The following is a 21,427-nucleotide window of genomic DNA, read 5'->3' as shown; positions in this document are numbered from 1 at the left end:
CGTCCCAGCTGGAGAACAACAATGAGTAAATTTCACAGCCTGACCATCAAGGACGTGCGCACCGAGACCCGTGACGCGGTGTCCATCGCCTTCGAGATTCCGCAACACCTGCAGGACAGTTTTCACTTCACCCAGGGCCAGCACCTGGTGATGCGTACCCAACTGGACGGCGAAGAAGTGCGTCGCTCGTACTCGATCTGCACCGGGGTCAACGACGGCGAACTGCGTGTCGCCATCAAGCGCGTGGCCGGTGGGCGTTTTTCTGCCTTTGCCAACGAACACTTGAAAGCCGGGCACAGCCTTGAAGTGATGCCGCCCGCCGGGCATTTCTGCGTCGAACTCGATCCGGCGCGCCACGGCAATTACCTGGCGGTCGCGGCGGGCAGCGGCATCACGCCGATCCTGTCGATCATCAAGACTACCCTGGAAACCGAGCCCCACAGCCGCGTCACCCTGCTGTACGGCAACCGTTCGAGCTCCGGCGCGTTGTTCCGCGAACAGCTTGAAGATTTGAAGAACCGCTACCTGCAACGCCTGAACCTGATCTTCGTGTTCAGCCGTGAACAGCAGGATGTCGACCTGTACAACGGCCGGATCAACGCCGAGAAGTGCGAGCAGTTGTTCAGCCGCTGGATCGATGTCAAAGCCCTCGACGCCGCCTTCATCTGCGGCCCGCAGGAAATGACCGAGACCGTGCGCGACAGCCTCAAGACCAAGGGCATGGCGCCTGAACGCATCCACTTCGAACTGTTCGCCGCCGCTGGCAGCCAGCAAAAACGCGCAGCCCGCGAAGCCGCCCGCCAAGTGGACGCCGCCGTCAGCCAGATCACCGTGATCAGCGACGGCCGCGCCCTGGCCTTCGACCTGCCACGCAACAGCCAGAGCATCCTCGACGCCGGCAACGCCCAGGGCGCCGAACTGCCTTACTCGTGCAAGGCCGGTGTGTGCTCGACCTGCAAATGCAAGGTCATCGAGGGTGAAGTTGAAATGGACAGCAACCACGCCCTGGAAGACTACGAAGTGGCCGCCGGCTATGTGCTGTCGTGCCAGGCGTTTCCGGTCAGCGACAAGGTTGTGCTGGATTTCGATCAGCTCTGAACCCGTTCCCACAGATTTGCATTGAACCCTGTGGGAGCGGGCTTGCCCGCGATGAGGCCATCAAATTCAACATTGATGTCGTCTGAAATCAAGCCATCGCGGGCAAGCCCGCTCCCACAGGGGCCTGCGGCAAGCCCGACTATTTTCAAGGAGACAACATGTCCCACGCCCCTACCCTGCAAAGTTTCATCGCCGGTCGCTGGATCGGCCAACACGGCGCACAAATCCTGCGCAGCGCCATCGATGGCCATGAAATCGCCCGTACCCACGAAGAGCGCCCGGACTTCGCCGAAGCCATCGAACACGGCCGCCGCCAAGGCGTCAGCGGCCTGATGGCGCTGGATTTCCAGCAGCGTGCCCAGCGCCTCAAGGCACTGGCCCTGTACCTGAGCGAACGCAAGGAACAGCTCTACGCAATCTCCCACCACAGCGGCGCCACCCGCGCTGACAGCTGGATCGACATCGAAGGCGGCAACAGCACGCTGTTCACCTATGCCAGTCTCGGTTCGCGGGAACTGCCGTCGGGCAACGTCGTCCACGAAGGCCCAGCCCTGCAGTTGAGCAAAATGGGCACCTTCGCCGGCACCCACATCCTCGTGCCTCGGGGCGGCGTGGCGGTGCACATCAACGCCTTCAACTTCCCGATCTGGGGCATGCTGGAAAAATTCGCCCCGAGTTTCCTCGCCGGTATGCCGTGCATCGTCAAACCGGCCAGCGCCACCAGCTACCTGACTGAAGCCGTGGTGCGCCTGATGGACGAGTCCGGCTTGCTGCCAGCGGGCAGCCTGCAACTGATCATCGGCGGCACCGGCGATTTGCTCGACCGCCTGCAAGGCCAGGACGTGGTGACCTTCACCGGTTCCGCCGACACCGCGGCCAAGCTGCGGGTCAACCCGAACCTGATTCGCAACTCGGTGCCGTTCACCGCCGAAGCCGATTCGCTGAACTGCGCGATCCTCGCCCCGGATGTCACCCCGGATAACGAAGAGTTCGAGCTGTTCATCAAGGAAGTCGCCCGGGAAATGACCACCAAGGCCGGGCAGAAATGCACCGCCATTCGCCGCGCCATCGTTCCGGCCAGACACATCGACGCCGTGGCCACGCGCCTGCGCGATCGCCTGGCCAAAGTGGTGGTCGGCGACCCGTCGGTGGAAGGCGTGCGCATGGGGGCACTGGCGTCCCACGATCAGCAGAAAGACGTGGCCGAACGTCTGGAAGCGCTGTTGCAAAGCAGCGACATGCTGTTCGGCGCCCGCGATGGCTTCGAACCGCGCGGCGAGAACGTCAGCCAGGGTGCGTTTTTCGCCCCGACCCTGCTGCAGGCTCGCGACCCGCATGCCGAAGGCGGCGCTCACGATATCGAAGCGTTCGGCCCGGTCAGCACCCTGATGGCCTATGACGATCTCGACGAAGCCCTGGCCCTGGCCGCACGCGGCAAAGGCAGCCTGGTGGCCAGCCTGGTGACCAAGGATCCGCAGATTGCCGCCAAGGCCATTCCGGTGGCCGCTGCATTGCACGGGCGCTTGCTGGTGCTGGACCGCAACTGCGCGGGTGAGTCCACCGGCCACGGCTCGCCGCTGCCGCAACTCAAGCATGGCGGTCCCGGTCGTGCCGGTGGTGGTGAGGAACTGGGCGGCCTGCGCGCGGTGAAGCACTACCTGCAACGCGCGGCGGTACAGGGTTCGCCCACCATGCTCGCGGCGGTGACCGGTGAATACGTGCGTGGCGCCAAAGTCATCGAAACCGAGGTGCACCCGTTCCGCCGTTACTTCCAGGACCTGCAGATCGGCGAGTCGCTGCTGACTCACCGCCGCACGGTCACCGAAGCGGACCTGGTGAACTTCGGCTGCCTGTCGGGGGATCACTTCTACATGCACTTCGACGACATCGCCGCCAAGGAATCGCAGTTCGGCAAGCGCATCGCCCACGGTTATTTCGTGCTGTCGGCCGCCGCCGGTCTGTTCGTATCCCCGGGTGTCGGCCCGGTGCTGGCCAACTACGGCCTGGACACCCTGCGCTTCATCAACCCGGTGGGCATCGGCGACACCATCCAGGCGCGCCTGACCTGCAAACGCAAAATCGACCAGGGCAAAAAGAGCCCGCAAGGCGTCCCGCAAGGGGTGGTGGCGTGGGACGTGGAAGTCACCAATCAGTTGGGTGAGCTGGTGGCCAGCTATGACATTTTGACCCTGGTGGTTAAACGCGAAGACTGATCTTGAGCAGGGTTCCTGCCTGACCACAAACCTGTGGGAGCGAGCTCGCTCCCATAGGGCTCAAGGTTGTTCGCAGATTCTGTGGACAACCACTGACGACTGTAGGAGCGAGCCTGCTCGCGATGGACGTGAATAATGGCGCGCGCTTTCTGGATAAACGCGGTGCTCTCATTTTTTTCGCGAGCAAGCTCGCTCCTACATTGGCTTGGTGTTGTGGTCAGTGCTTGCGCAACCACTCGATAAACAGCGCAAACAACTCCGACTGCGACCCCACTTCCAGTTTCAGGTACAGATTCTTGCGGTGCATGCGCACGGTTTCCGGGGAGATGCCCATCTGGCTGGCGGTGGATTTCACCGAGTGACCGCGAAGCACCATGTGCGCCACTTCCCGCTCACGCTCGGTGAGCACATCGCACCCGAATTGCTCGAAGGCCGACTGCACCCGGTGCTTGAGATCATCCCGCAGGCCTTGATCGTTATCGCTTTGGATTTCGTGATTGCGCAACAGGCCGCGCTGACTGAACTCGCTGACAAATTCGCGCACCAGCGGTTCGACGGCGCGCAGCAGGTTCAGTTGTTCGACCTGCAGGCATTCACCGCCGAAACCTTGAAACAGGCTGACGGATATCTTGGTGTCGTTGCCCGTATCGACGATGTAGTAGCTGTCTTCCGAACAACCCGCCTTCAGGTAGTAGGACTTGTAGTAGTCACTGTCGAAGAAGTTGTCCGGGGCAATTTCCTCCAGGTGATAGAAGCCTTGCGCCAAGCCTTGCTCCACCGCCAGACAAAACGGGTCGAGCAGGTAGCCCCCGGAAAAATAGCGGTCGAGAATCGAGACCTGGTATTCCTGGGCAATGCCGCGCTGGTGCAGCAACTGAGGCGCGCGGTCCTTGCGCTCCAGGCTGATCATCATCGACTCGATGGACACCAGCTGCGCCAATGCTGACGCCAGGTATTGCAGGGCGTCAGGCTCGTCGACATGGGCGAAGGCCTCGCGCATGCCCTCATGCCATTTGTGCAAGGCCCCGAAGGGCATTGCGATCAGTGTGTCGTCGTCTGGTTTGCTCATGCCCCGCAGTCTAGCGGGTGAGCAGGCCCTTGGTAAAAGCCTGACTGAAAGACTCATTGCCCGAAATACTGGCCGCTCTGCTCCAGCTCGGCCGCCACTTCCAGGATGCATACCCGCAGGATCTCGACGATTTCGTCGACCTGGGCATAGCTGAGAATCAACGGCGGCGACATGACGTTGAGGTGCATGATCGGCCGCACCAGCAAGCCCCGGGCCTGTGCCCGCACATGGATTTTTTCGCCAATGTTGATTTCATCGGCGAACAGCGCCTTGGTGCGTTTGTCGGCGACGAACTCCACGCAGGCCATCAACTTCTGGCAACGCACATCCCCCACCAACGGCAAATCCTTGAGCGTGGCCAGGCGCTGTTCCAGATAACCGCCGACATCGTCGACATGGGCCAGCAGGTTTTCCCGTTCGATGATTTCAATGTTCTTCAGCGCCGCCGTGCAGCACACCGGATGACCGCTGTAGGTAAAGCCGTGGGTAAAGCAGCGGCCCTTGCCGGGCTCGGCGATGACTTTCCAGATACGGTCGGAAAAGATGCACGCCCCCAATGGCAGATAGGCAGAAGTGAGGCCCTTGGCGGTGGTGATGATGTCGGGTTGCACATCGAACACGTCCAGGGAGGCGAAAAACTTGCCCAGGCGCCCGAACGAAGTCACCACTTCGTCGGCAACGAACAGGATGTCGTAGCGCTGGCACACGTCCCACATGCGTTTGAGATAACCCTTCGGCGGAATGATCACCCCGCCCGAGCCCATGATCGGTTCGGCGAAAAAGCCGGCGACCTTGTCCCCGCCGATCGACAGGATCTTGTCTTCGAATTCCTTGACCAGGAACTCGAGGAACTGCGCTTCATTCATGCCATCCGGGGCGCGGTACGGGTTGGGGTTGGACACGTGATGGATCAGCGGGTTGGCGTAATCGAACTCCGGCACCCGGTCGGCGGCCTTGTTGCCGATCGACATGGTCAAGGTGGTCGAGCCGTGATAGGCGTTGAAGCGCGCGATGATGTGTTTCTTTTCCGGCTTGCCGCGACAGTTCTGGTAGTACTGGATCAGCCGGTACGCGGTGTCCACCGCCGTGGAGCCGCCAGTGGTCAGGAACACATGGTCGAGGTCGCCGGGGGCGAGGCTGGCGAGTTTTTCGCACAGCTCGATCGCCACGTTGTTCGACATGTCGGAAAACGGGTTGGAGTACGCCAGTTGCCGCACTTGATCGGCAATGGCCAGGGCCATTTCTTCTCGGCCCAAGCCGATGTTGGTGCACCACATGCCGCCGACGGCATCGAGAAAACGGTTGCCCTGGGTGTCATAAATGTAGGCGCCGTCGCCGGCGACGATGTTCAGCGAACCCTGCTCGGCATGCTCGTCGAACACGTGATAGCCGTGCATGTGATGGGCCTTGTCGGCCTTGACCAGTTCAGCCGCGTCGACTGTCGAGAACACTTTTTTAGTTGGAGTAGCCATACAAAAACCTCAAACGAATCGATGGGTCGATCAAATCCCGCTTTTTACGGTGCTCCAGACGCGTGTCATGGCTCGCATGTCTTTGGCGTCCTGGGTTTTCTGCGGAAACAGCCGTTGACGAATGTCGTCATCGGGATAAATCGCCGGATTGTTTCGCACGCTGGCGTTGAGCAATGGCGTGGCCGCCGCGTTGCTGTTGGCGTAATTGATGAAGTCGCTCACGTCCGCCATCACCTGCGGCTGCATCAGGTATTCCAGAAACTTGTGGGCGTTGGCGACGTGGGGCGCATCGGCCGGGATGTACATGTTGTCGAACCAGATCAGCGAGCCTTCCTTGGGAATGAAGTACGCCAGGTTGATCTGCTTCTTGGCTTCTTCGGCGCGGGCCATGGCCGTCGCGTAGTCGCCGGACCAGGTCATCGCCATGCACACGTCGCCATTGGGCAGGCTGGTCAGGTAATTGACCGAGTCGAACTTGCGGATATACGGCCTGACCGACAGCAACAAATCCTGGGCCGCTTTCAGATCCGCCGGGGCCGCGCTTCTGGGGTCGCGTCCCAGGTACTTCAAGGCCATGGGAATGACTTCGGTAGGGGCATCGAGCAGGGTCACGCCGCAATCGGCGAAGCGCGACACGATCTTCGGATCGAAGATCATCGCCAGCGAGCCGATCGGCGCGTCGGGCATGCGCTCCTTGATCTTGTCGACGTTGTACGTGACACCGTTGCTACCCCAGGTGTAAGGCGCCGAGTAGGCGGTGCCCGGATCGAACCCTTGCAGGTCGTGCAGGACTTTCGGGTCCAGATTGTTCCAGCCCGGCAGCAACTTTTTATCCAGCGGCTGGAACACCTTGGCCTGGATCAGCGGCGGTGCGAGGGAAGCGTTGAGCACGATCAGGTCATAACCGGAGTGGCCGGTGAGCAATTTGGCCTGCACGGTTTCGTAGGAATCGAACGTGTCGTAGATCACTTTGATGCCGGTGGACTTTTCAAAGTCCGACAGGGTTTTTTCACCGATGTAATCCGCCCAGTTGTAGAGCCGCAGCGTCTGGCTGTCGTCCACTTCGGCGGCTTGGGCATTGATGATCAACGGAAGAGCAAACAGACTGGAAATCACCTTCAGTGTCTTGCGCATTGCACATTCACCTTATCAAGCGAGTTCGGCTCTGGATGAGCGGATGAACCTACTATTGGGCGATTCGCCAGGCGGCACCATACCCCGAATGGGTGTGTGCGAATCGACTGCCGCTGCCGGGCCGGCAACGGCACATGGCAAAAAGCATCAGTCGGGTTGACCCGTTTTGTCATAGCTGCGGGGTTTGCCTGACGCTTAAAGTGGCGACCGAACCGACTCTGCAAGAGCCATCCATGACTGACCTGATCAAACATGAACAACGCGATGGCGTACTGACGCTGACCATCGACCGCCCCGACAAGCTCAATGCGTTGACCAACGCCATGTACATGCGCCTGGCCGACCTGTTGTTCGCGGCGGACGAGGACGACTCGGTCGGCGTGGTCATCCTGACCGGCGGCCCGAGCTGTTTTTCCAGCGGTAATGACCTGGTGGACTTCCTGCAGCAGCCACCCACGCATCTGGACAGCCCGGCCTTTCGCCTGATGCGCGCCGTGACCCATCTGCAAAAACCACTGATTGCCGCCGTATGCGGGGCCGCCATCGGTATCGGCACCACCGTGTTGCTGCATTGCGATCAGGTGCTGGTCACCCGCAATGCCAAGCTGCGCATGCCGTTCGTCAACCTGGGCCTGTGCCCGGAGTTCGGCGCCAGCCTGCTGCTGCCACGCCTGCTCGGCCAGGCCCGCGCCGCGCGCTTGTTGCTGTTGGGCGACAGTCTGGACGGCAGCGAAGCGGTGGCATGGGGCCTGGCCAACGAAGTGTTCGACGACGGGGCGCAATGCCTGGCGGCGGCCACCCGTCTGGCCCATCGACTGCTGGCAATGCCTCAGCAAGCCCTGCGCCAATCGCGACAACTGATGAAACAGGCCAGCATGGCCGAACTGCAAGCCACCCTGCGTGAAGAGAACCTGCTGTTCATCGAACGCCTCAATAGCGACGAAGCGAAAACAGCCTTGAACGCCCTGCTCAATCGCAGTACTGATAAGCATTCACCGAAAGGAAACCAGCCATGAACACTCCGGAAATCTACGTCGTCAGCGCCGCCCGTACCGCCATCGGCACCTTTGGCGGTTCTCTCAAGGACGTGCCACCGGCCGACCTGGCAACCACCGCCGTGAAGGCCGCCCTGCAACGGGCCGCCGTAGACCCGGCGCTGGTCGGTCATCTGGTCATGGGCAACGTGATCCCGACAGAAACCCGTGACGCCTACATCTCCCGGGTCGCCGCGATGAACGCCGACATCCCGAAAGAAACCCCGGCCTACAACGTCAACCGTCTCTGCGGCTCCGGCCTGCAAGCGATCATCAGTGCGGCACAGACCCTGCTGCTGGGCGACGCCGAAATCGCCATCGGTGCCGGTGCCGAATCCATGAGCCGCGGCCCGTACCTGATGCCTTCGGCCCGCTGGGGCGCGCGCATGGGTAACGTCCAGGCCATCGATTACATGCTGGGCATCCTGCATGACCCGTTCCACAGCATCCACATGGGCATCACCGCCGAGAACGTCGCTGAACGCAACGGCATCACCCGCGAAATGCAGGATGCCCTGGCTCTGGAAGACCAGAAACGCGCTGCCCATGCGATCGCCAACGGCTATTTCAGCGAGCAGATCGCGACCGTGGAAATCCAGGATCGCAAGGGCACCAAGCTGTTCAACGTCGACGAGCACCCACGCGCCACGTCCCTGGAACAGCTGGCAGCAATGAAGCCGGCGTTCAAGAAGGACGGTTCGGTGACCGCCGGCAACGCTTCGGGCTTGAACGACGGCGCGGCTGCACTGGTCATGGCCACCGGCAACGCGGTCCAGGCCAACAACCTGCGTCCGCTGGCGCGTCTGGTCAGCTACGCCCACGCCGGTGTTGAGCCAGAACTGATGGGCCTGGGCCCGATCCCGGCCACGCGCCTGGCGCTCAAGCGTGCCGGCCTGACCATCGCCGACCTGGACGTGATCGAAGCCAACATCGCCTTCGCCGCCCAAGCCTGCGCGGTCAGCCAGGAGCTGGGCCTGGATCCGGCCAAGGTCAACCCGAACGGTTCGGGCATCGCCCTGGGTCACCCGGTGGGCGCGACCGGTGCCATCATCGCCACCAAGGCCATCCACGAACTGCATCGCATCAACGGCCGTTACGCCCTGGTGACCATGTGCATCGGCGGCGGTCAGGGGATTGCGGCGATCTTCGAACGCGCTTGATCCCCCCTTTTCTCCCGCGTTACACCTGATAGGAGCTGCCGCTGGCAGCTCCTTCGTTTTGTTTCTGACCTCAATCCTCAGCCAACCCAGCACCTGACGACCGGCAGCAAAATTCATTTGCCACTAAATATTACATACGTCATATTACGTTCGTAATTAAACGCCGTTTCCGACAGGTAATTCTCCATGACCAGCATGCCCTCCGTTGAACCCGACCTTGCTGTCCCGGTGAACACCCCCAAGCCTCCCCTGCTCAAGCGCCTGTTCCTGCCAACGCTGGGTATGGCTGCGCTGGTACTGGCCGGCGTGTACGTCGCGCATTGGTGGACGACCGGCCGTTTCATCGAAGCAACCGACGACGCCTACATTGGCGGCGACGTGACGGTGATCGGGCCGAAAGTGGCGGGTTACATCGACGAAGTGCTGGTGACCGACAACCAGAAGGTCAAGGCTGGCGATGTGCTGATTCGTCTCGACGCCCGCGATTACCGCGCCAACCTGGCCAAGGCCGAAGGCGCAGTAGCGGCCGAGGAAGCCCTGCTCGCCAATCTCGACGCCACCGAACAATTGCAGCAAGCCGTCATCGGCCAGGCCCGCGCCGGCATCGACGCCGCCGGAGCCGAAACCGCCCGTTCGCGGGATGACGATGCGCGCTACAAAAAACTGGTCAGCACCAACGCCGTTTCCGTGGAAAGCGCGCAGCGGGCCAACGCCACCTTCAAGACCGCACAGGCCCAAAGCACTCGCGCCCAGGCCGAACTGCTGGCGGCACAGCGGCAGTTGAACGTGATCGCCACCCAGAAACAGCAGGCCCGCGCCGCGCTGGTCCAGGCCAAAGCCGAACGTGACCTGGCGCAATTGAACGTTGGCTACACCGAACTGCGTGCACCGGTCGACGGCGTGATCGGCAATCGCCGGGCACGACTCGGCGCTTACGCCCAGGCCGGTTCGCAACTGCTGTCGGTGGTGCCTTCCAGCGGCTTGTGGGTCGATGCCAACTTCAAGGAAGACCAACTGGCGCGCATGACGCCCGGCCAGCGGGTGGTGATTCACGCCGACGTGCTCTCGGGTCAGGAGTTTCACGGTCACCTGGACAGCCTCGCGCCGGCCAGTGGTGCGCAATTCAGCGTGCTCCCGCCAGAAAATGCCACCGGCAACTTCACCAAAATCGTGCAACGGGTGCCGGTGCGTATCCACCTTGATCCGGCTGACGGCGTACTCGGCCACCTGCGCCCCGGCCTGTCGGTGACCGCCGAAGTGGACACACGCAAGGAGCCTGAAGCGCCAGCCGTGGCCAGCGCACCATGAGCCGCGCCCTCGCCGCCCCGGCGCAACCGTTCAATGCGGCGAACATGGCGACAGCGACCAAGGTCTTCGCCTTCGCCAGCATGTGCATCGGCATGTTCATTGCGCTGCTGGACATCCAGATCGTCTCGGCGTCGCTGCGTGACATTGGTGGCGGGCTTTCGGCCGGCACCGACGAAACCGCCTGGGTGCAAACCAGTTACCTGATCGCCGAAATCATCGTCATTCCGCTGTCGGGCTGGCTTTCCCTTGTGTTCTCGACGCGCTGGCTGTTTTGCGCCTCGGCCGTGGGCTTCACCCTGACCAGCCTGTTGTGCGGCGTGGCGTGGAACATCCAGAGCATGATCGCCTTCCGCGCCCTGCAAGGCTTTCTCGGCGGATCGATGATCCCCATGGTGTTCACCACGGCCTTCGTGTTCTTCAGCGGCAAGCAACGGGTCATCGCCGCCGCGACCATCGGCGCCGTGGCGTCTTTGGCGCCGACCCTGGGCCCGGTGATTGGTGGCTACATCACCGACATTTCGTCCTGGCACTGGCTGTTCTACATCAACCTGGTGCCGGGGATTTTTGTCGCCGTGGCGGTGCCGATCCTGGTGAAAATCGATCAGCCGGAACTCTCGCTGCTCAAGGGCGCCGACTATATAAGCATGGTGTTTCTCGCACTGTTTCTCGGCTGCCTGGAGTACACCCTCGAAGAAGGCCCGCGCTGGAACTGGTTCAGCGACAGCACGATTCTGACCACCGCCTGGATCAGCGGCCTGGCGGGCCTGGCGTTCATTGGCCGAACCTTGCACGTGGCCAACCCGATCGTCGATCTGCGCGCCTTGGAGGACCGCAATTTCGCCCTCGGCTGCTTCTTCTCGTTCGTCACCGGGATCGGTCTGTTTGCCACCATTTACCTGACGCCGCTGTTTCTCGGTCGGGTGCGTGGCTACGGCGCACTGGACATTGGTCTGGCGGTTTTCTCCACCGGCGTGTTCCAGATCATGGCAATTCCGTTGTATGCCTTTCTGGCCAACCGCGTCGATCTGCGCTGGATCATGATGACCGGCCTTGGGCTGTTCGCTTTGTCGATGTGGGATTTCAGCCCGATCACCCATGACTGGGGGGCCAGGGAATTGATGCTGCCGCAAGCCCTGCGCGGGATTGCCCAGCAACTGGCGGTGCCGCCCGCGGTGACCTTGACCCTGGGCGGGTTGGCACCGGCGCGACTGAAACATGCTTCGGGGTTGTTCAACCTGATGCGCAACCTGGGCGGCGCGATTGGCATCGCCGCCTGTGCGACCATCCTCAACGACCGCACCAACCTGCACTTCACAAGGTTGGCGGAAAACCTCAACAGCACCAACGAGGCCCTCAACCAGTGGCTGTCCCAGGTCGGAAACAACTTCGCCGCCCTGGGCCAGAGCGGCGATGTCGGGGTCACTGCCAGCCTGCATCAGCTCTGGCTGTTGACCTTCCGCGAAGCCCAGACGCAAACCTATGGCGACGCGTTTTTGATGATCGGGATCTGCTTCGTCATCGCCACGGCGATGGTGCCCTTGATGCGCAAGGTGCAACCACCGGCCGCGCCGAGTGCCGATGCCCATTGAGGCGCATCGGCAATGACTTGAGGATCAGGCCTGAGGGGTTTTGCGAAAGCCTACCGCCAGGCGGTTCCAGCTGTTGATGGTGCTGATGGCCACAGTCAGGTCGACCATTTCCTTCGGTGTGAACTGGGCGCTGACCACTTCGTAGTCTTCATCCGGCGCATGGGTCAGGCTGAGCTGGGTCAGGGATTCGGTCCAGAGCAACGCAGCGCGTTCACGCTCGGTGAAGAACGGTGCCTCACGCCAGGCGGTCACGGCGAACAGACGACGCGGAGTCTCCCCGCCCTTGATCGCATCGGCGGTGTGCATGTCGATGCAGAAGGCGCAGCCATTGATTTGCGAAGCACGGAGCTTGACCAGTTCGATCAGGGGTTTCTCCAGCGGCAGCTTGGAGACCGCGGTTTCCAGGGCGATCATCGCTTTCAGAGCGTCAGGGCTGGCGGTGTAGAAATCAGTACGTGGTTGCATGGGATGCTCCAGGGCAAGTGGGTGTGTGGCTAAGTTAGTCCCCGGAGCGCTTTGCACAAATAGCCAATATTCCAGAAGTCGAGGAGGCCACTCCACGGGCGAAAAAACAACTCAACTGAACCGCGTCCTCTGCAACGGCCCTTCATACCCGTTTACGCAACCAGTGCAAAAACCCGGTCTTTGGCACCACCTGCGGCACCTCCTGAGTCAGGGTCTTGGCTTTGTGCAGGCGGAAATCCAGCAAGGTCTGCATCGCGTCGTTGATGTCGTGACGGGCATCCAGGCACGGTTTGAGGTACTCCTTTTCGATGCGGTAAAGCATGCAGGGAGTCTTCGCCGCAAACGTGGCGGGCACCGAACTGTCGTCCAGAATGCCGGCCTCGCCAATCACCTCGCCAGGCCCCATGCGCCCGGACTCGAAAGGCGTGCCGTGGCGGTTCAGCGTTACCGTGACCACCCCGGATTCAATGATGAACAAATGATCGCTGACCTCCCCCGCCGCCAGGATGGTCTCCCCGGCGCGGAACGTTTGCAGGGTCATGTTCTGGCTGAAGGTTTCTTTCTCTTCCTGGCGCAAGGTCGAGAAAATCGGTGAACTGTCGAGCAGCGCCCGCGCCCGTGAAAGGTTGGTCGAGGCGATGGGCTCCACGCTCGACAGCAGGTTGACCCCGGACGCCTGCAAGTGCCGGTACGCCAGATCGTAGAGTTGATTGCGGACCTCGCGCTGTTCGTTCATCGAGGCGACAAACCCGCTGATTTCGTATTCCACGCCGGCGCTGGAGGAGCTTTTGAGCGCCACTTTCGGCGCCGGCTTGTTCAACAGCATGCGACAGCCCTGCATCGCCCGCTCAAGGGCATCGATCACCTTGTTCGGCCGGACGTGGGGGCTCACCTGCAAACTGATCGAAATGCCGAAAATGTCGCTGGGCCGGCTGAAGTTGACGATCTTGGCCTTGGCCGCCAGCGAGTTGGGAATCACCGCCATGCTGCCTTGTGAGGTTTGCAGGCGCGTGGCGCGCCAATCGATGTCGATGACCCGGCCTTCGGTGCCATCGATGGAGATCCAGTCATCCAGTTGATAGGGTTTGGTGGTGTTCAGGACGATCCCCGAAAACACGTCGCTGAGGGTGCTCTGCAGGGCCAGGCCGACGATGATCGCCAACGCGCCGGACGTGGCCAGAACACCTTTGACCGGCAGATCGAGCACGTACGCCAGGGCGGCGATCACCGCGACGAGGAAAATCACCGCACCGAGCAGGTCTTGCAACAATCGCCCGGTATGCCCGACCCGTTGCATCATCGCCGCGCCAATCAACACCGTCAGGGTGCGCGCGCCGAACAGCCACCAACCGATCTGCAATCCCGTGGCCGCCAGGTGCAGCGGCACGTTGTCGGCCCAGGGCGCCGTCTCCATCGGGTTCAAGCCTTCGTTGAACAGCAACAGGCTGAACAGCGAGAAAATCACCACGCGCAACAGCAGCTTCCAGCCGTTGCGATTGGCGGTGACCAGGCGCCACAGCCCGAGATCGATCAGGATCAGCACCAGGGCGCACACCAGCGGGTGTTCGGTAAGCAAAGACAACATCAAGAAACTCCAGCCCGGAACAATGAACGGAAGATCGCATTGGCCACAGTGTAGGAGCAATTGATTTCGCTGGAACCTGACGTCCAGAAACCTGTGGCAGCGTGCGTGCCCGTTGCCACAGAGGATGGGAGCTGGCGGATTTACGCGCCGTTGCTCAGTGTGATGTCGCGGGTCTTCCCGTCAACCGTGCAGGCGGCCGAAGCGGCCGGACTGGAAGTCGGCGAACGCCTGGTGAATTTCTCGCTCGGTGTTCATCACGAACGGACCGTGCCCGACGATGGGCTCGTCAATCGGCTCGCCACTGAGTAACAGCACCACGGCCTCGTCGCTGGCTTCCAGGGTGAGCTGCTTGCCCTTGCGCTCGAACAGGGCCAACTGCCCTTCGCCGACCGATTCCAGACCGTTGACCTGAACCGTGCCACGCAAGACCACCAATGCCGTGTTACGACCTTCATGCAGGTCAAGCGTGAGCGCCTGGCCGCCATTGAGACGCAGGTCCCAGACGTCGATCGGCGTAAAGGTGCGCGCCGGCCCGGTGTGACCGTCGAACTCACCGGCAATCAAGCGCAGGCTGCCGGCGTTGTTCTTCAGGGCGATGTTTGGGATATCCGCGTCGAGGAGGGTCTGGTAACCGGGGTCGGCCATTTTGTCCCTGGCCGGCAGGTTGACCCACAACTGCACCATCTCCAGGGTGCCACCGCTTTTGGCAAAGCCTTCGGAATGAAACTCTTCGTGGAGAATGCCGGAAGCGGCGGTCATCCATTGCACATCGCCCGCGCCGATCTTGCCGCCACTGCCGGTGGAATCGCGGTGTTCCAGTTCGCCCTTGTAGACGATGGTCACGGTTTCGAAACCCCGGTGCGGGTGCTGACCCACGCCACGCCGCTCAGTGGTCGGGGTGAATTCAACGGGCCCGGCGTGATCCAGCAGCAGAAACGGGCTGATGTGTTTGGCCAGATTGTCGTAGGAAAACAGTGTACGAACCGGAAAACCGTCGCCGACCCAGTGGGTATTGGGACGAGCGTAGATACCGATGATGTTTTTCATGGTGTCTCCTGAAGAGGTGAGTGAAACCATGGACATAGCTTAAAAACATCGCCAATGATGCGCTAGGCGGTAAAAAGCAGCTTGATCGTTCTACCAGTGGAACGATAACGACTCATCTGACTCACACGCCGCCAGATCAGCCCCCCCGCGCTGCATCAGACTGTCCGATTCATGATTTGCGGTAAACATTGCTTTGCCATTGCAGCGGTTTTTCCCACGGATGCAGACACGGATACTCGCCGCCATTCCCACTGCAACCTCTGGAGTCATACATGTCCATCCCCGCATTCGGCCTGGGTACCTTTCGCTTGCAAGGCCAGGTGGTCATCGATTCGGTGCGCACCGGCCTCGAACTGGGCTACCGGGTCATCGATACCGCGCAAATCTACGAGAACGAAGCCGAGGTCGGCCAGGCCATCGCCGCCAGTGGCATTGCCCGGGAAGAACTGTTCATCACCAGCAAGATCTGGGTGGCCAACTTCGCCAGGGATCGCCTCATCGACAGCCTCAGGGAGAGCCTGCGCAAACTGCGGACCGACTACCTCGACCTGACGCTCATCCACTGGCCGTCGCCGGAAGATCAGGTGCCGGTGCAAGAATTCATGGGCGCCCTGCTCGAAGCCAAGCGTCTGGGCCTGACCCGGCAGATCGGTGTGTCGAACTTCACCGTCGACCTGATGCAACAAGCCATCGCTGCCATCGGCGCCGAGCACATCGCCACCAACCAGATCGAACTGCACCCCTATCTGCAAAACCGCACAGTGGTCGGGTTCGCGCAGAGCCAGGGCATCCAGATCACCTCTTACATGACCCTGGCCTACGGCGAGGTGCTCAAGGACCCGGCCATCCAGCAGATCGCCGGGCGCCTGCGGGCGACACCGGCACAGGTCACCCTGGCCTGGGCCATGCAAATGGGATACGCGGTGATTCCTTCGTCCACAAAACGCGCCAACCTTGAGAGCAACCTCAAGGCTTGCGGACTGACACTGAGCGAAGCCGACATGCAATTGATCGCCAGCCTGGATCGCGGCCATCGCCTGACCAGCCCGAAAGGCATCGCGCCCGACTGGGACTAAGGGTCAGCCCGGCTTAAGGCTGAGGTCCAGGCGCGTCATGGCTTGCTGCAACTGATCGACGGCAGCGTCGATCAGTGCGGCGTTGCCCTCGCGGCACGCACGCTCCAGCTGTTCGCAATATTCGACCAGCGTCATCGCCCGAACCATCAGCGCCCCGCCCTTGATGCGGTGCGCCAGATCCTGCAAGGCGGGGTGATTGCCACTGGCGTGTTCCTGCAGCAGAAGCTCGCGGTCATCGCGATTGGTCACCGCCAGATCGTGCAACAACTGGGTGATCAGCTCTCGATCCGCCCCCACATAACGCTCCAGGCCACTCAAATCGATCTCGGCGGCTGACGGTGCTTCGTCCTGCGCTTCGCTCAAAAACCTTGCGCCCAGCCAGCCGCTCAGATCCTCCAGCCGAATCGGCTTGAACAGGCAATCGTCCATGCCCGCCTCGATGCAGCGGATCTTTTCCTCGTGTTGCGCATTGGCGGTAAATCCCAGAATCACGGTCGGCGCCATGCCCTGTAACCGCTCGTCATCGCGAATCGCCCCCGCCAACTCATAACCACTGAGCACCGGCATGTTGCAGTCGGTGATGACCAGATCGAACTCATGCTCGCGCCATTTTGCCAACCCTTGCTGACCATCCTCCGCCTCCATTACCTGGTGCCCCAGCCAACTCAGCTGTCGCGTAAGCAACAGGCGATTGGCCGGATAATCGTCGACCACCAGAATCGTCAGCGGTCGGGTGGGCAGCTGCGCAGCGCTCTGCGCCAGCTCGCTGGCGGGCAGCGGTTGCAGGGCCATCAGTTCAAGGTTGATGTCGACACGGGTGCCGCGCCCGAGCGCACTGTCGAGTTGCAGGCGGCCGCCCATCATTTCGCACAGGGTGCGGCTGATCACCAGCCCCAGCCCGGAACCCTGGCGGCCGGATTGCTGGCTGTTGCCGGCCTGCACGAAGGGGCTGAACAGGCGTTGCTGGTCGAAGGCACTGATGCCGATGCCGCTGTCCTGTATCTGAACGCTGACCGCCAGGCGCTGCGAGGACGTCGGATCCACCCGCAGTTTCAGGCTGACCTCGCCTTCAGCGGTGAACTTGATCGCATTACTCAACAGATTGGACAGTACTTGCTTGAAACGTACGGGATCGATCAACACATCGCAGTCGCTGTTTGCGTCGACTTCGACCCGCCATCGCAGGTTTTTCTGCCGCGCCAGACCTTCGAAGACCCGGCACACCGAGACCACCAGCGCCTGCAGGTTGGTCCGCTCCGGTGTCAGTGACAAATGCCCGGACTCGATACGGGCGATGTCGAGGATATCGCCAATCAAGGCCAGCAATTGCTGTCCGGCGTTCGACGCCACCTCGATGGCGCAACGGTCGGTGACACCTTCATCCGCCCGTTTCAGCGCCAGCTCGAGCATGCCGATCAAGGCGTTCATGGGCGTGCGGATTTCATGACTCATGGTCGCCAGAAACGTGGTCTTGGCCCGGTTGGCCTGTTCGGCGGCGTCCTTGGCTTCCTGCAATTGCCCCAGCAGCAGCTGGCGCTGGCGAATCTGCCGGCGCTGCCAGAGCATCCCGCCGAGCGCAATCAAGAGCAGGACGCCGGCCGCGGCGAACGCCTGGAAAATGCTCTGCCGATAGCGCAACCAATAGCTCTGTTCCACCATTTGGTCGTTTCGCCAGGGGAGTGTCAGTTCGTCGATCTCTTCGGGGGGAATACTCAGCAGCGCCTTGTCCAGGATCGAATGCAACTCGGTCGCCTCGCGGCTGGTCGCCAGGGTGCTGCGGGCAGGATCGGTTCCCACGGTGCTGGTCACTTGCAGACGGTCGCGGTATTGCCGGGAAATCTGGTAACGGGCGCTGATCAACGAGTTGATGCTGCCATCGGCCTTGCCCTGGGCGACCATCTCCATGGCCTCAGCCGACAAGGGTGCATCGACAAAGCGGATCAACGGGAAATGCTCCCGAATGTAGTCGCTGGCGATGTTGCCCTGAGTCAGCGCCAGGGTTTTTCCGGCCATCTCGTCCAGTGTCTTGGGGCTGTAGGGCGATAGCCGCGTAACCAATACCGACGGACTGGTCAGGAAGGGCCGGGTAAACAGCAGCGCTTCTTCGCGTCGAGAACTGAGGCCGATCCCGGCCAGCATGTCGACCTGGCGGCTCTGTATGCCCTGGATCATTTCGCTCACCGACTGCATGGCCCTGAGGTCGAATTGCAACCCGGTACGCAGACTGATTTTGGCCAGCACATCGACACCGATGCCGCGATACTTGCCCTCGCTGTCGATGAACGTGATCGGCGGCACATTCGCGTTGATCGCCACGCTGACCCGCGGGTGTTGTTCGAGCCAGCGTTGCTCGGCCACGCTCAATTGCAGTGACTGAGTACCCGGCATCGACACCCCGCCCGCGCCCCAGCGCCGCAAGATGTTCATCTGCTCATTGGCTGGGATCGCCGCCAGAGCCTGGTTGACGATGCGCCGCAATTGCCGGTTTTCGTGGGTCAGCGCAAAGGCAAAGCGCCCCGATTCCATGCGCGAAAAATCGGTCAGTTGCACGTTGTTCAGATAGTTTTTGCTGATCAGGTAATGGGCACTGATCGCGTCGCCCAGATAGACATCCGCCTGACCGAAGGCCACGGCTCCCACCGCCGCCAGCGTCGAGGGGAAGAGCTGAACCTTCGCCTCGGGATAGAACTGCTGCACGCTTTGTTCGGGCAAGTAGTGGTACAGCATTGCCAGTCGCTCGCCGGCCAGCGCCGGGGCCGGCACTTGAGTCGAATCAATGCGGGTCACTAGCACCGGTTGATCAACCGCATAGGCACTGGAGAGGCGTAACTGCGAATCCCGTGCTTCATAACTGTTGGCCGTGCCCAGCAGGTCAGCATCACCTTGCTTGAGCGCCCGGACCGCCTCGGCGCGGGACTCATAGCGCTGGACGACGATCTGCACCTGCAACAGCTTTTCGAGCAATCCGGCATAGTCCGCCGTTACCCCTTCCAGTGCATGGCCGGTGGTGGTGATGTCAAAGGGGGGATAATCCGGAGCAGAGACGCCCAGTACCAACCGGCCCTTTTGCTGCAACCAGCGTGAGTCGGCCGCTGACAGCACGACGCTGTACCCTTCGACGTCGGAGCGCCCCAGCAACGTCAATGTCTGCGGCTGTGCACAGACGCTCGATACCCAGAGGCAAAGCCCAGGCAGCAGGAAGTTTTTCAGAAGACGCAGGGGGCGGAAGGCGTTCATTCAGATCAGATGATTGCGCCGGGCCAGGTCCCGCAGGTGCACCGACGACTCCACATTGAGCTTTTCCGTCAATCGGGATTTGTAGGTGCTGACGGTCTTGTGGCTCAGGTGCATGATTTCCGCGATGGCCTTGTTGGTCATGCCTCGGGACAGGTGCTGGAAGATCGTCAGTTCTCGGTCCGAGAGGTTGTCGATCAACTGTTTTTCACTGCGTTGCAAAGTGCTCAACGACACTGAACTGGAGGGTAACCGGGTGAAATAGGTGTATCCGGACATCACGGCATGCACGGCTTTATGCAAATGCTGCAGGTCGTTGGTCTTGGCCACGTAGGCCGAGGCACCGGCGCGCATGCAGCGCTCCTGATAAAACATCGGTTCCTGGGAAGTGAACACCACGACCCGACATGGCACCTCACCGGCCTTGATCCTGGCCAGCACATCGAGGCCGTCGAGCGCCGGTATGTTCAGGTCCAGCACCACCAGTTCCGGTGAGTGCTTACGAATCATCGGCAGGACTTCGTTTCCACTGGTCGCTTCGTGAATCCGCTTGAATCCTTCCTGCTTGAGTACGATTTTGAGGGCGCCGCGTATCACCGGATGATCGTCCACTATCAGCACTGACTTCATGGCTACTCCCTGTGCAAAAAAACACGACGATTGGGCACTGGCTGCCCATGGGCAAGGCCCGGATCGGACACAACGCTGCGCATAAACTGTGGCATGTAACGCCTTGACGGACTACCTGACAGAAATGACAGTCCCGACGAACGGCATGCCTGGATCAATGATAGTCATCAGGCGCTGGAGCGCCGCCAGATCCGGCAGCACCGCATGACTTACCTGGGTTTTCTGCTGCTCGCAGGCTGGAGTGGGTGGCAGCTGCGCCCGCTGTCCATCGTAGATCAACACGCGATACAGTTGCCGGTTATCGAGGCAGAAACCCATCAGGTCGAGTTTGCCGCCCGCCAGTGCAGCATTGATGACCAGCAGGTCGAACGGCTCGCAACCGTATTCCACCAGGGTCAACAGTTCGTCGAGGTTTTGCACTGGCGCCACCCGGTAGTAACCGAGCTGGTTGAACCAACGCTCGATTCTCAGCCGGTTAAAATGTTGTTCATCGGCGATCAGAATGCGTAACGACTTGTTCGACAATGTGCGCCCCCGGAAGCGAGTCAGATGAGTGAGGGCGCAAGGCTACGGAAGACCCAACGAGCTTTCTGTAGGACTTTTCCTAAATCCCATACCACTCCAGCACATTCCATGTAGGAGCTGCCGCAGGCTGCGATCTTTTGCCGATAGAACACAAAATCAATGGATCACCGCACATTGGAGACCCAACGCACCCTGTATGCCGCGCAGGACTTGAGGGGTGGGTGGCAGGCTTTGTCATGGTGAGGTCGTCGCCCCTGTAGGAACCGGCTTGAGCTGGTCAACGAGTCCAGTCCCAACTCCTGGAGCGGTCGGGTGACGTCCAGTTTGCTGGTGGGTATACGCAGGATTTCGCTGATTTCCTGTTTGAGCATTTCATTGAACAGCTCGATCAGCTCGGGTCGTCCATTTTCAGGCTCGACTTGCGCCCATCGGTATTGGCCGCCGTGCCGGCAACGGCACGGCCTGAGCTTGGGAGTGTCGCTTGCGACTGCACTCCGTCAAGCCATGAATGCTGTCCGCGTTATAGCGGGCCACCCACTTGTAACCCGTCTTGCGACTACTGCCGTGAGCCGCACAGAGTTGACTGAAATTGAGTCGACCGGACAGATAGTCGGCAATGAACATCACTTTCAGGTCCATAGGTTTCAGCTCTCGCCATGGCATGGTCAGATCCTCGGAATCGACCCGTGCCAGTTAAAAACTGTTACCTATGTGCTTGAACTGTTTTGTTACCCATGTGAGTGAGTCATACCACCTTCGTTTTCGCGGCGAATTTGCGACACGCATCA

Annotated in this window: 16 protein-coding genes and 2 pseudogenes; 7 read left to right on the top strand and 11 right to left on the bottom strand. The window is 61.1% G+C overall.

From position 1 onward, the window contains the following. Positions 1–21: 21 nt before the first annotated feature. Both paaE and paaZ read left to right on the top strand, forming a co-directional pair. Positions 22–1,098 (top strand): 1,2-phenylacetyl-CoA epoxidase subunit PaaE, encoded by a 1,077-nt coding sequence (gene paaE / locus F7R06_RS09660; RefSeq protein WP_090323872.1) that lies wholly within the window; start codon positions 22–24, stop codon positions 1,096–1,098. A gap of 158 nt (positions 1,099–1,256) precedes the next feature. Then, positions 1,257–3,311, top strand: a complete 2,055-nt coding sequence (gene paaZ, locus F7R06_RS09650; RefSeq protein WP_090323874.1) for a phenylacetic acid degradation bifunctional protein PaaZ — start codon at positions 1,257–1,259, stop codon at positions 3,309–3,311. Positions 3,312–3,528: 217 nt separating this feature from the next. On the opposite strand, the gene F7R06_RS09645 is transcribed toward paaZ, so the two are convergent. The 3 genes from F7R06_RS09645 to F7R06_RS09635 are packed head-to-tail and all read right to left on the bottom strand — an operon-like array spanning position 3,529 to position 6,986. Then, positions 3,529–4,437, bottom strand: a complete 909-nt coding sequence (locus F7R06_RS09645; RefSeq protein WP_090323876.1) for a helix-turn-helix domain-containing protein — start codon at positions 4,435–4,437, stop codon at positions 3,529–3,531. Beyond that, positions 4,434–5,852 carry an aminotransferase gene (locus tag F7R06_RS09640; RefSeq protein ID WP_090323878.1) on the bottom strand — a complete coding sequence of 473 codons (1,419 nt, stop codon included), beginning with the start codon at positions 5,850–5,852 and terminating at the stop codon, positions 4,434–4,436. Before F7R06_RS09640 ends, F7R06_RS09645 begins: the two co-directional genes overlap by 4 nt. A gap of 30 nt (positions 5,853–5,882) precedes the next feature. Continuing rightward, the gene (locus F7R06_RS09635; RefSeq protein ID WP_090323880.1) at positions 5,883–6,986 is read right to left on the bottom strand and encodes a polyamine ABC transporter substrate-binding protein; all 1,104 of its coding nucleotides are present in this window, start codon (positions 6,984–6,986) and stop codon (positions 5,883–5,885) included. 233 nt (positions 6,987–7,219) lie between these two features. On the opposite strand from F7R06_RS09635, the gene F7R06_RS09630 reads away from it, so the two are divergent. From F7R06_RS09630 to F7R06_RS09615, 4 genes are all read left to right on the top strand, one after another. Then, positions 7,220–8,002 (top strand): enoyl-CoA hydratase-related protein, encoded by a 783-nt coding sequence (locus tag F7R06_RS09630; protein ID WP_090323882.1) that lies wholly within the window; start codon positions 7,220–7,222, stop codon positions 8,000–8,002. Next, entirely contained in the window at positions 7,999–9,180 is a 1,182-nt protein-coding gene (locus F7R06_RS09625; RefSeq protein WP_090323883.1) for an acetyl-CoA C-acyltransferase family protein, read from the top strand. The genes F7R06_RS09630 and F7R06_RS09625 overlap by 4 nt, the downstream gene beginning before the upstream one ends. A gap of 186 nt (positions 9,181–9,366) precedes the next feature. Further along, positions 9,367–10,488, top strand: coding sequence for an HlyD family secretion protein (locus F7R06_RS09620; protein ID WP_090323885.1), 1,122 nt, complete (start codon positions 9,367–9,369; stop codon positions 10,486–10,488). After that, positions 10,485–12,077 carry a DHA2 family efflux MFS transporter permease subunit gene (locus F7R06_RS09615; protein ID WP_090323887.1) on the top strand — a complete coding sequence of 531 codons (1,593 nt, stop codon included), beginning with the start codon at positions 10,485–10,487 and terminating at the stop codon, positions 12,075–12,077. Before F7R06_RS09620 ends, F7R06_RS09615 begins: the two co-directional genes overlap by 4 nt. Before the next feature lie 24 nt (positions 12,078–12,101). On the opposite strand, the gene F7R06_RS09610 is transcribed toward F7R06_RS09615, so the two are convergent. The 3 genes from F7R06_RS09610 to F7R06_RS09600 all read right to left on the bottom strand — a co-directional run bounded on the left by F7R06_RS09610 (position 12,102) and on the right by F7R06_RS09600 (position 15,174). Then, positions 12,102–12,542: a carboxymuconolactone decarboxylase family protein gene (locus F7R06_RS09610; protein ID WP_090323889.1), complete on the bottom strand. Its 441-nt coding sequence runs from the start codon at positions 12,540–12,542 to the stop codon at positions 12,102–12,104. Between the two features lie 142 nt (positions 12,543–12,684). After that, positions 12,685–14,127: a mechanosensitive ion channel domain-containing protein gene (locus F7R06_RS09605; RefSeq protein WP_090323890.1), complete on the bottom strand. Its 1,443-nt coding sequence runs from the start codon at positions 14,125–14,127 to the stop codon at positions 12,685–12,687. Between the two features lie 180 nt (positions 14,128–14,307). Then, a complete protein-coding gene (locus tag F7R06_RS09600; RefSeq protein ID WP_090323892.1) occupies positions 14,308–15,174 on the bottom strand; it encodes a pirin family protein in 867 nt (288 codons plus the stop codon). 272 nt (positions 15,175–15,446) lie between these two features. On the opposite strand from F7R06_RS09600, the gene dkgB reads away from it, so the two are divergent. Continuing rightward, positions 15,447–16,250, top strand: a complete 804-nt coding sequence (gene dkgB, locus F7R06_RS09595) for a 2,5-didehydrogluconate reductase DkgB (RefSeq protein ID WP_090323893.1) — start codon at positions 15,447–15,449, stop codon at positions 16,248–16,250. 3 nt (positions 16,251–16,253) lie between these two features. Here dkgB and F7R06_RS09590 read toward each other — a convergent pair whose 3' ends face one another. The 5 genes and pseudogenes from F7R06_RS09590 to F7R06_RS09570 all read right to left on the bottom strand — a co-directional run. Then, complete coding sequence (locus tag F7R06_RS09590; RefSeq protein WP_090323895.1) at positions 16,254–19,487, bottom strand: transporter substrate-binding domain-containing protein; 3,234 nt, start codon at positions 19,485–19,487, stop codon at positions 16,254–16,256. Continuing rightward, the gene (locus F7R06_RS09585; protein ID WP_090323897.1) at positions 19,488–20,114 is read right to left on the bottom strand and encodes a response regulator transcription factor; all 627 of its coding nucleotides are present in this window, start codon (positions 20,112–20,114) and stop codon (positions 19,488–19,490) included. It lies immediately after the preceding gene. Positions 20,115–20,225: 111 nt separating this feature from the next. Further along, complete coding sequence (locus F7R06_RS09580) at positions 20,226–20,639, bottom strand: chemotaxis protein CheY (protein WP_090323898.1); 414 nt, start codon at positions 20,637–20,639, stop codon at positions 20,226–20,228. A gap of 272 nt (positions 20,640–20,911) precedes the next feature. Then, positions 20,912–21,034, bottom strand: a pseudogene (locus tag F7R06_RS31380) (phosphopantetheine-binding protein); the annotation flags it as partial. A gap of 37 nt (positions 21,035–21,071) precedes the next feature. Next, a pseudogene (locus tag F7R06_RS09570) lies at positions 21,072–21,302 on the bottom strand (helix-turn-helix domain-containing protein); the annotation flags it as partial. Positions 21,303–21,427 lie beyond the last annotated feature (125 nt).

Origin of the sequence: Pseudomonas moorei (genome assembly GCF_008801475.1) — a bacterium.
Lineage (GTDB): Bacteria > Pseudomonadota > Gammaproteobacteria > Pseudomonadales > Pseudomonadaceae > Aquipseudomonas > Aquipseudomonas moorei.
Note: the sequence above shows the minus strand (reverse complement) of the source record. Positions and strands in the feature narration are given on the sequence as shown.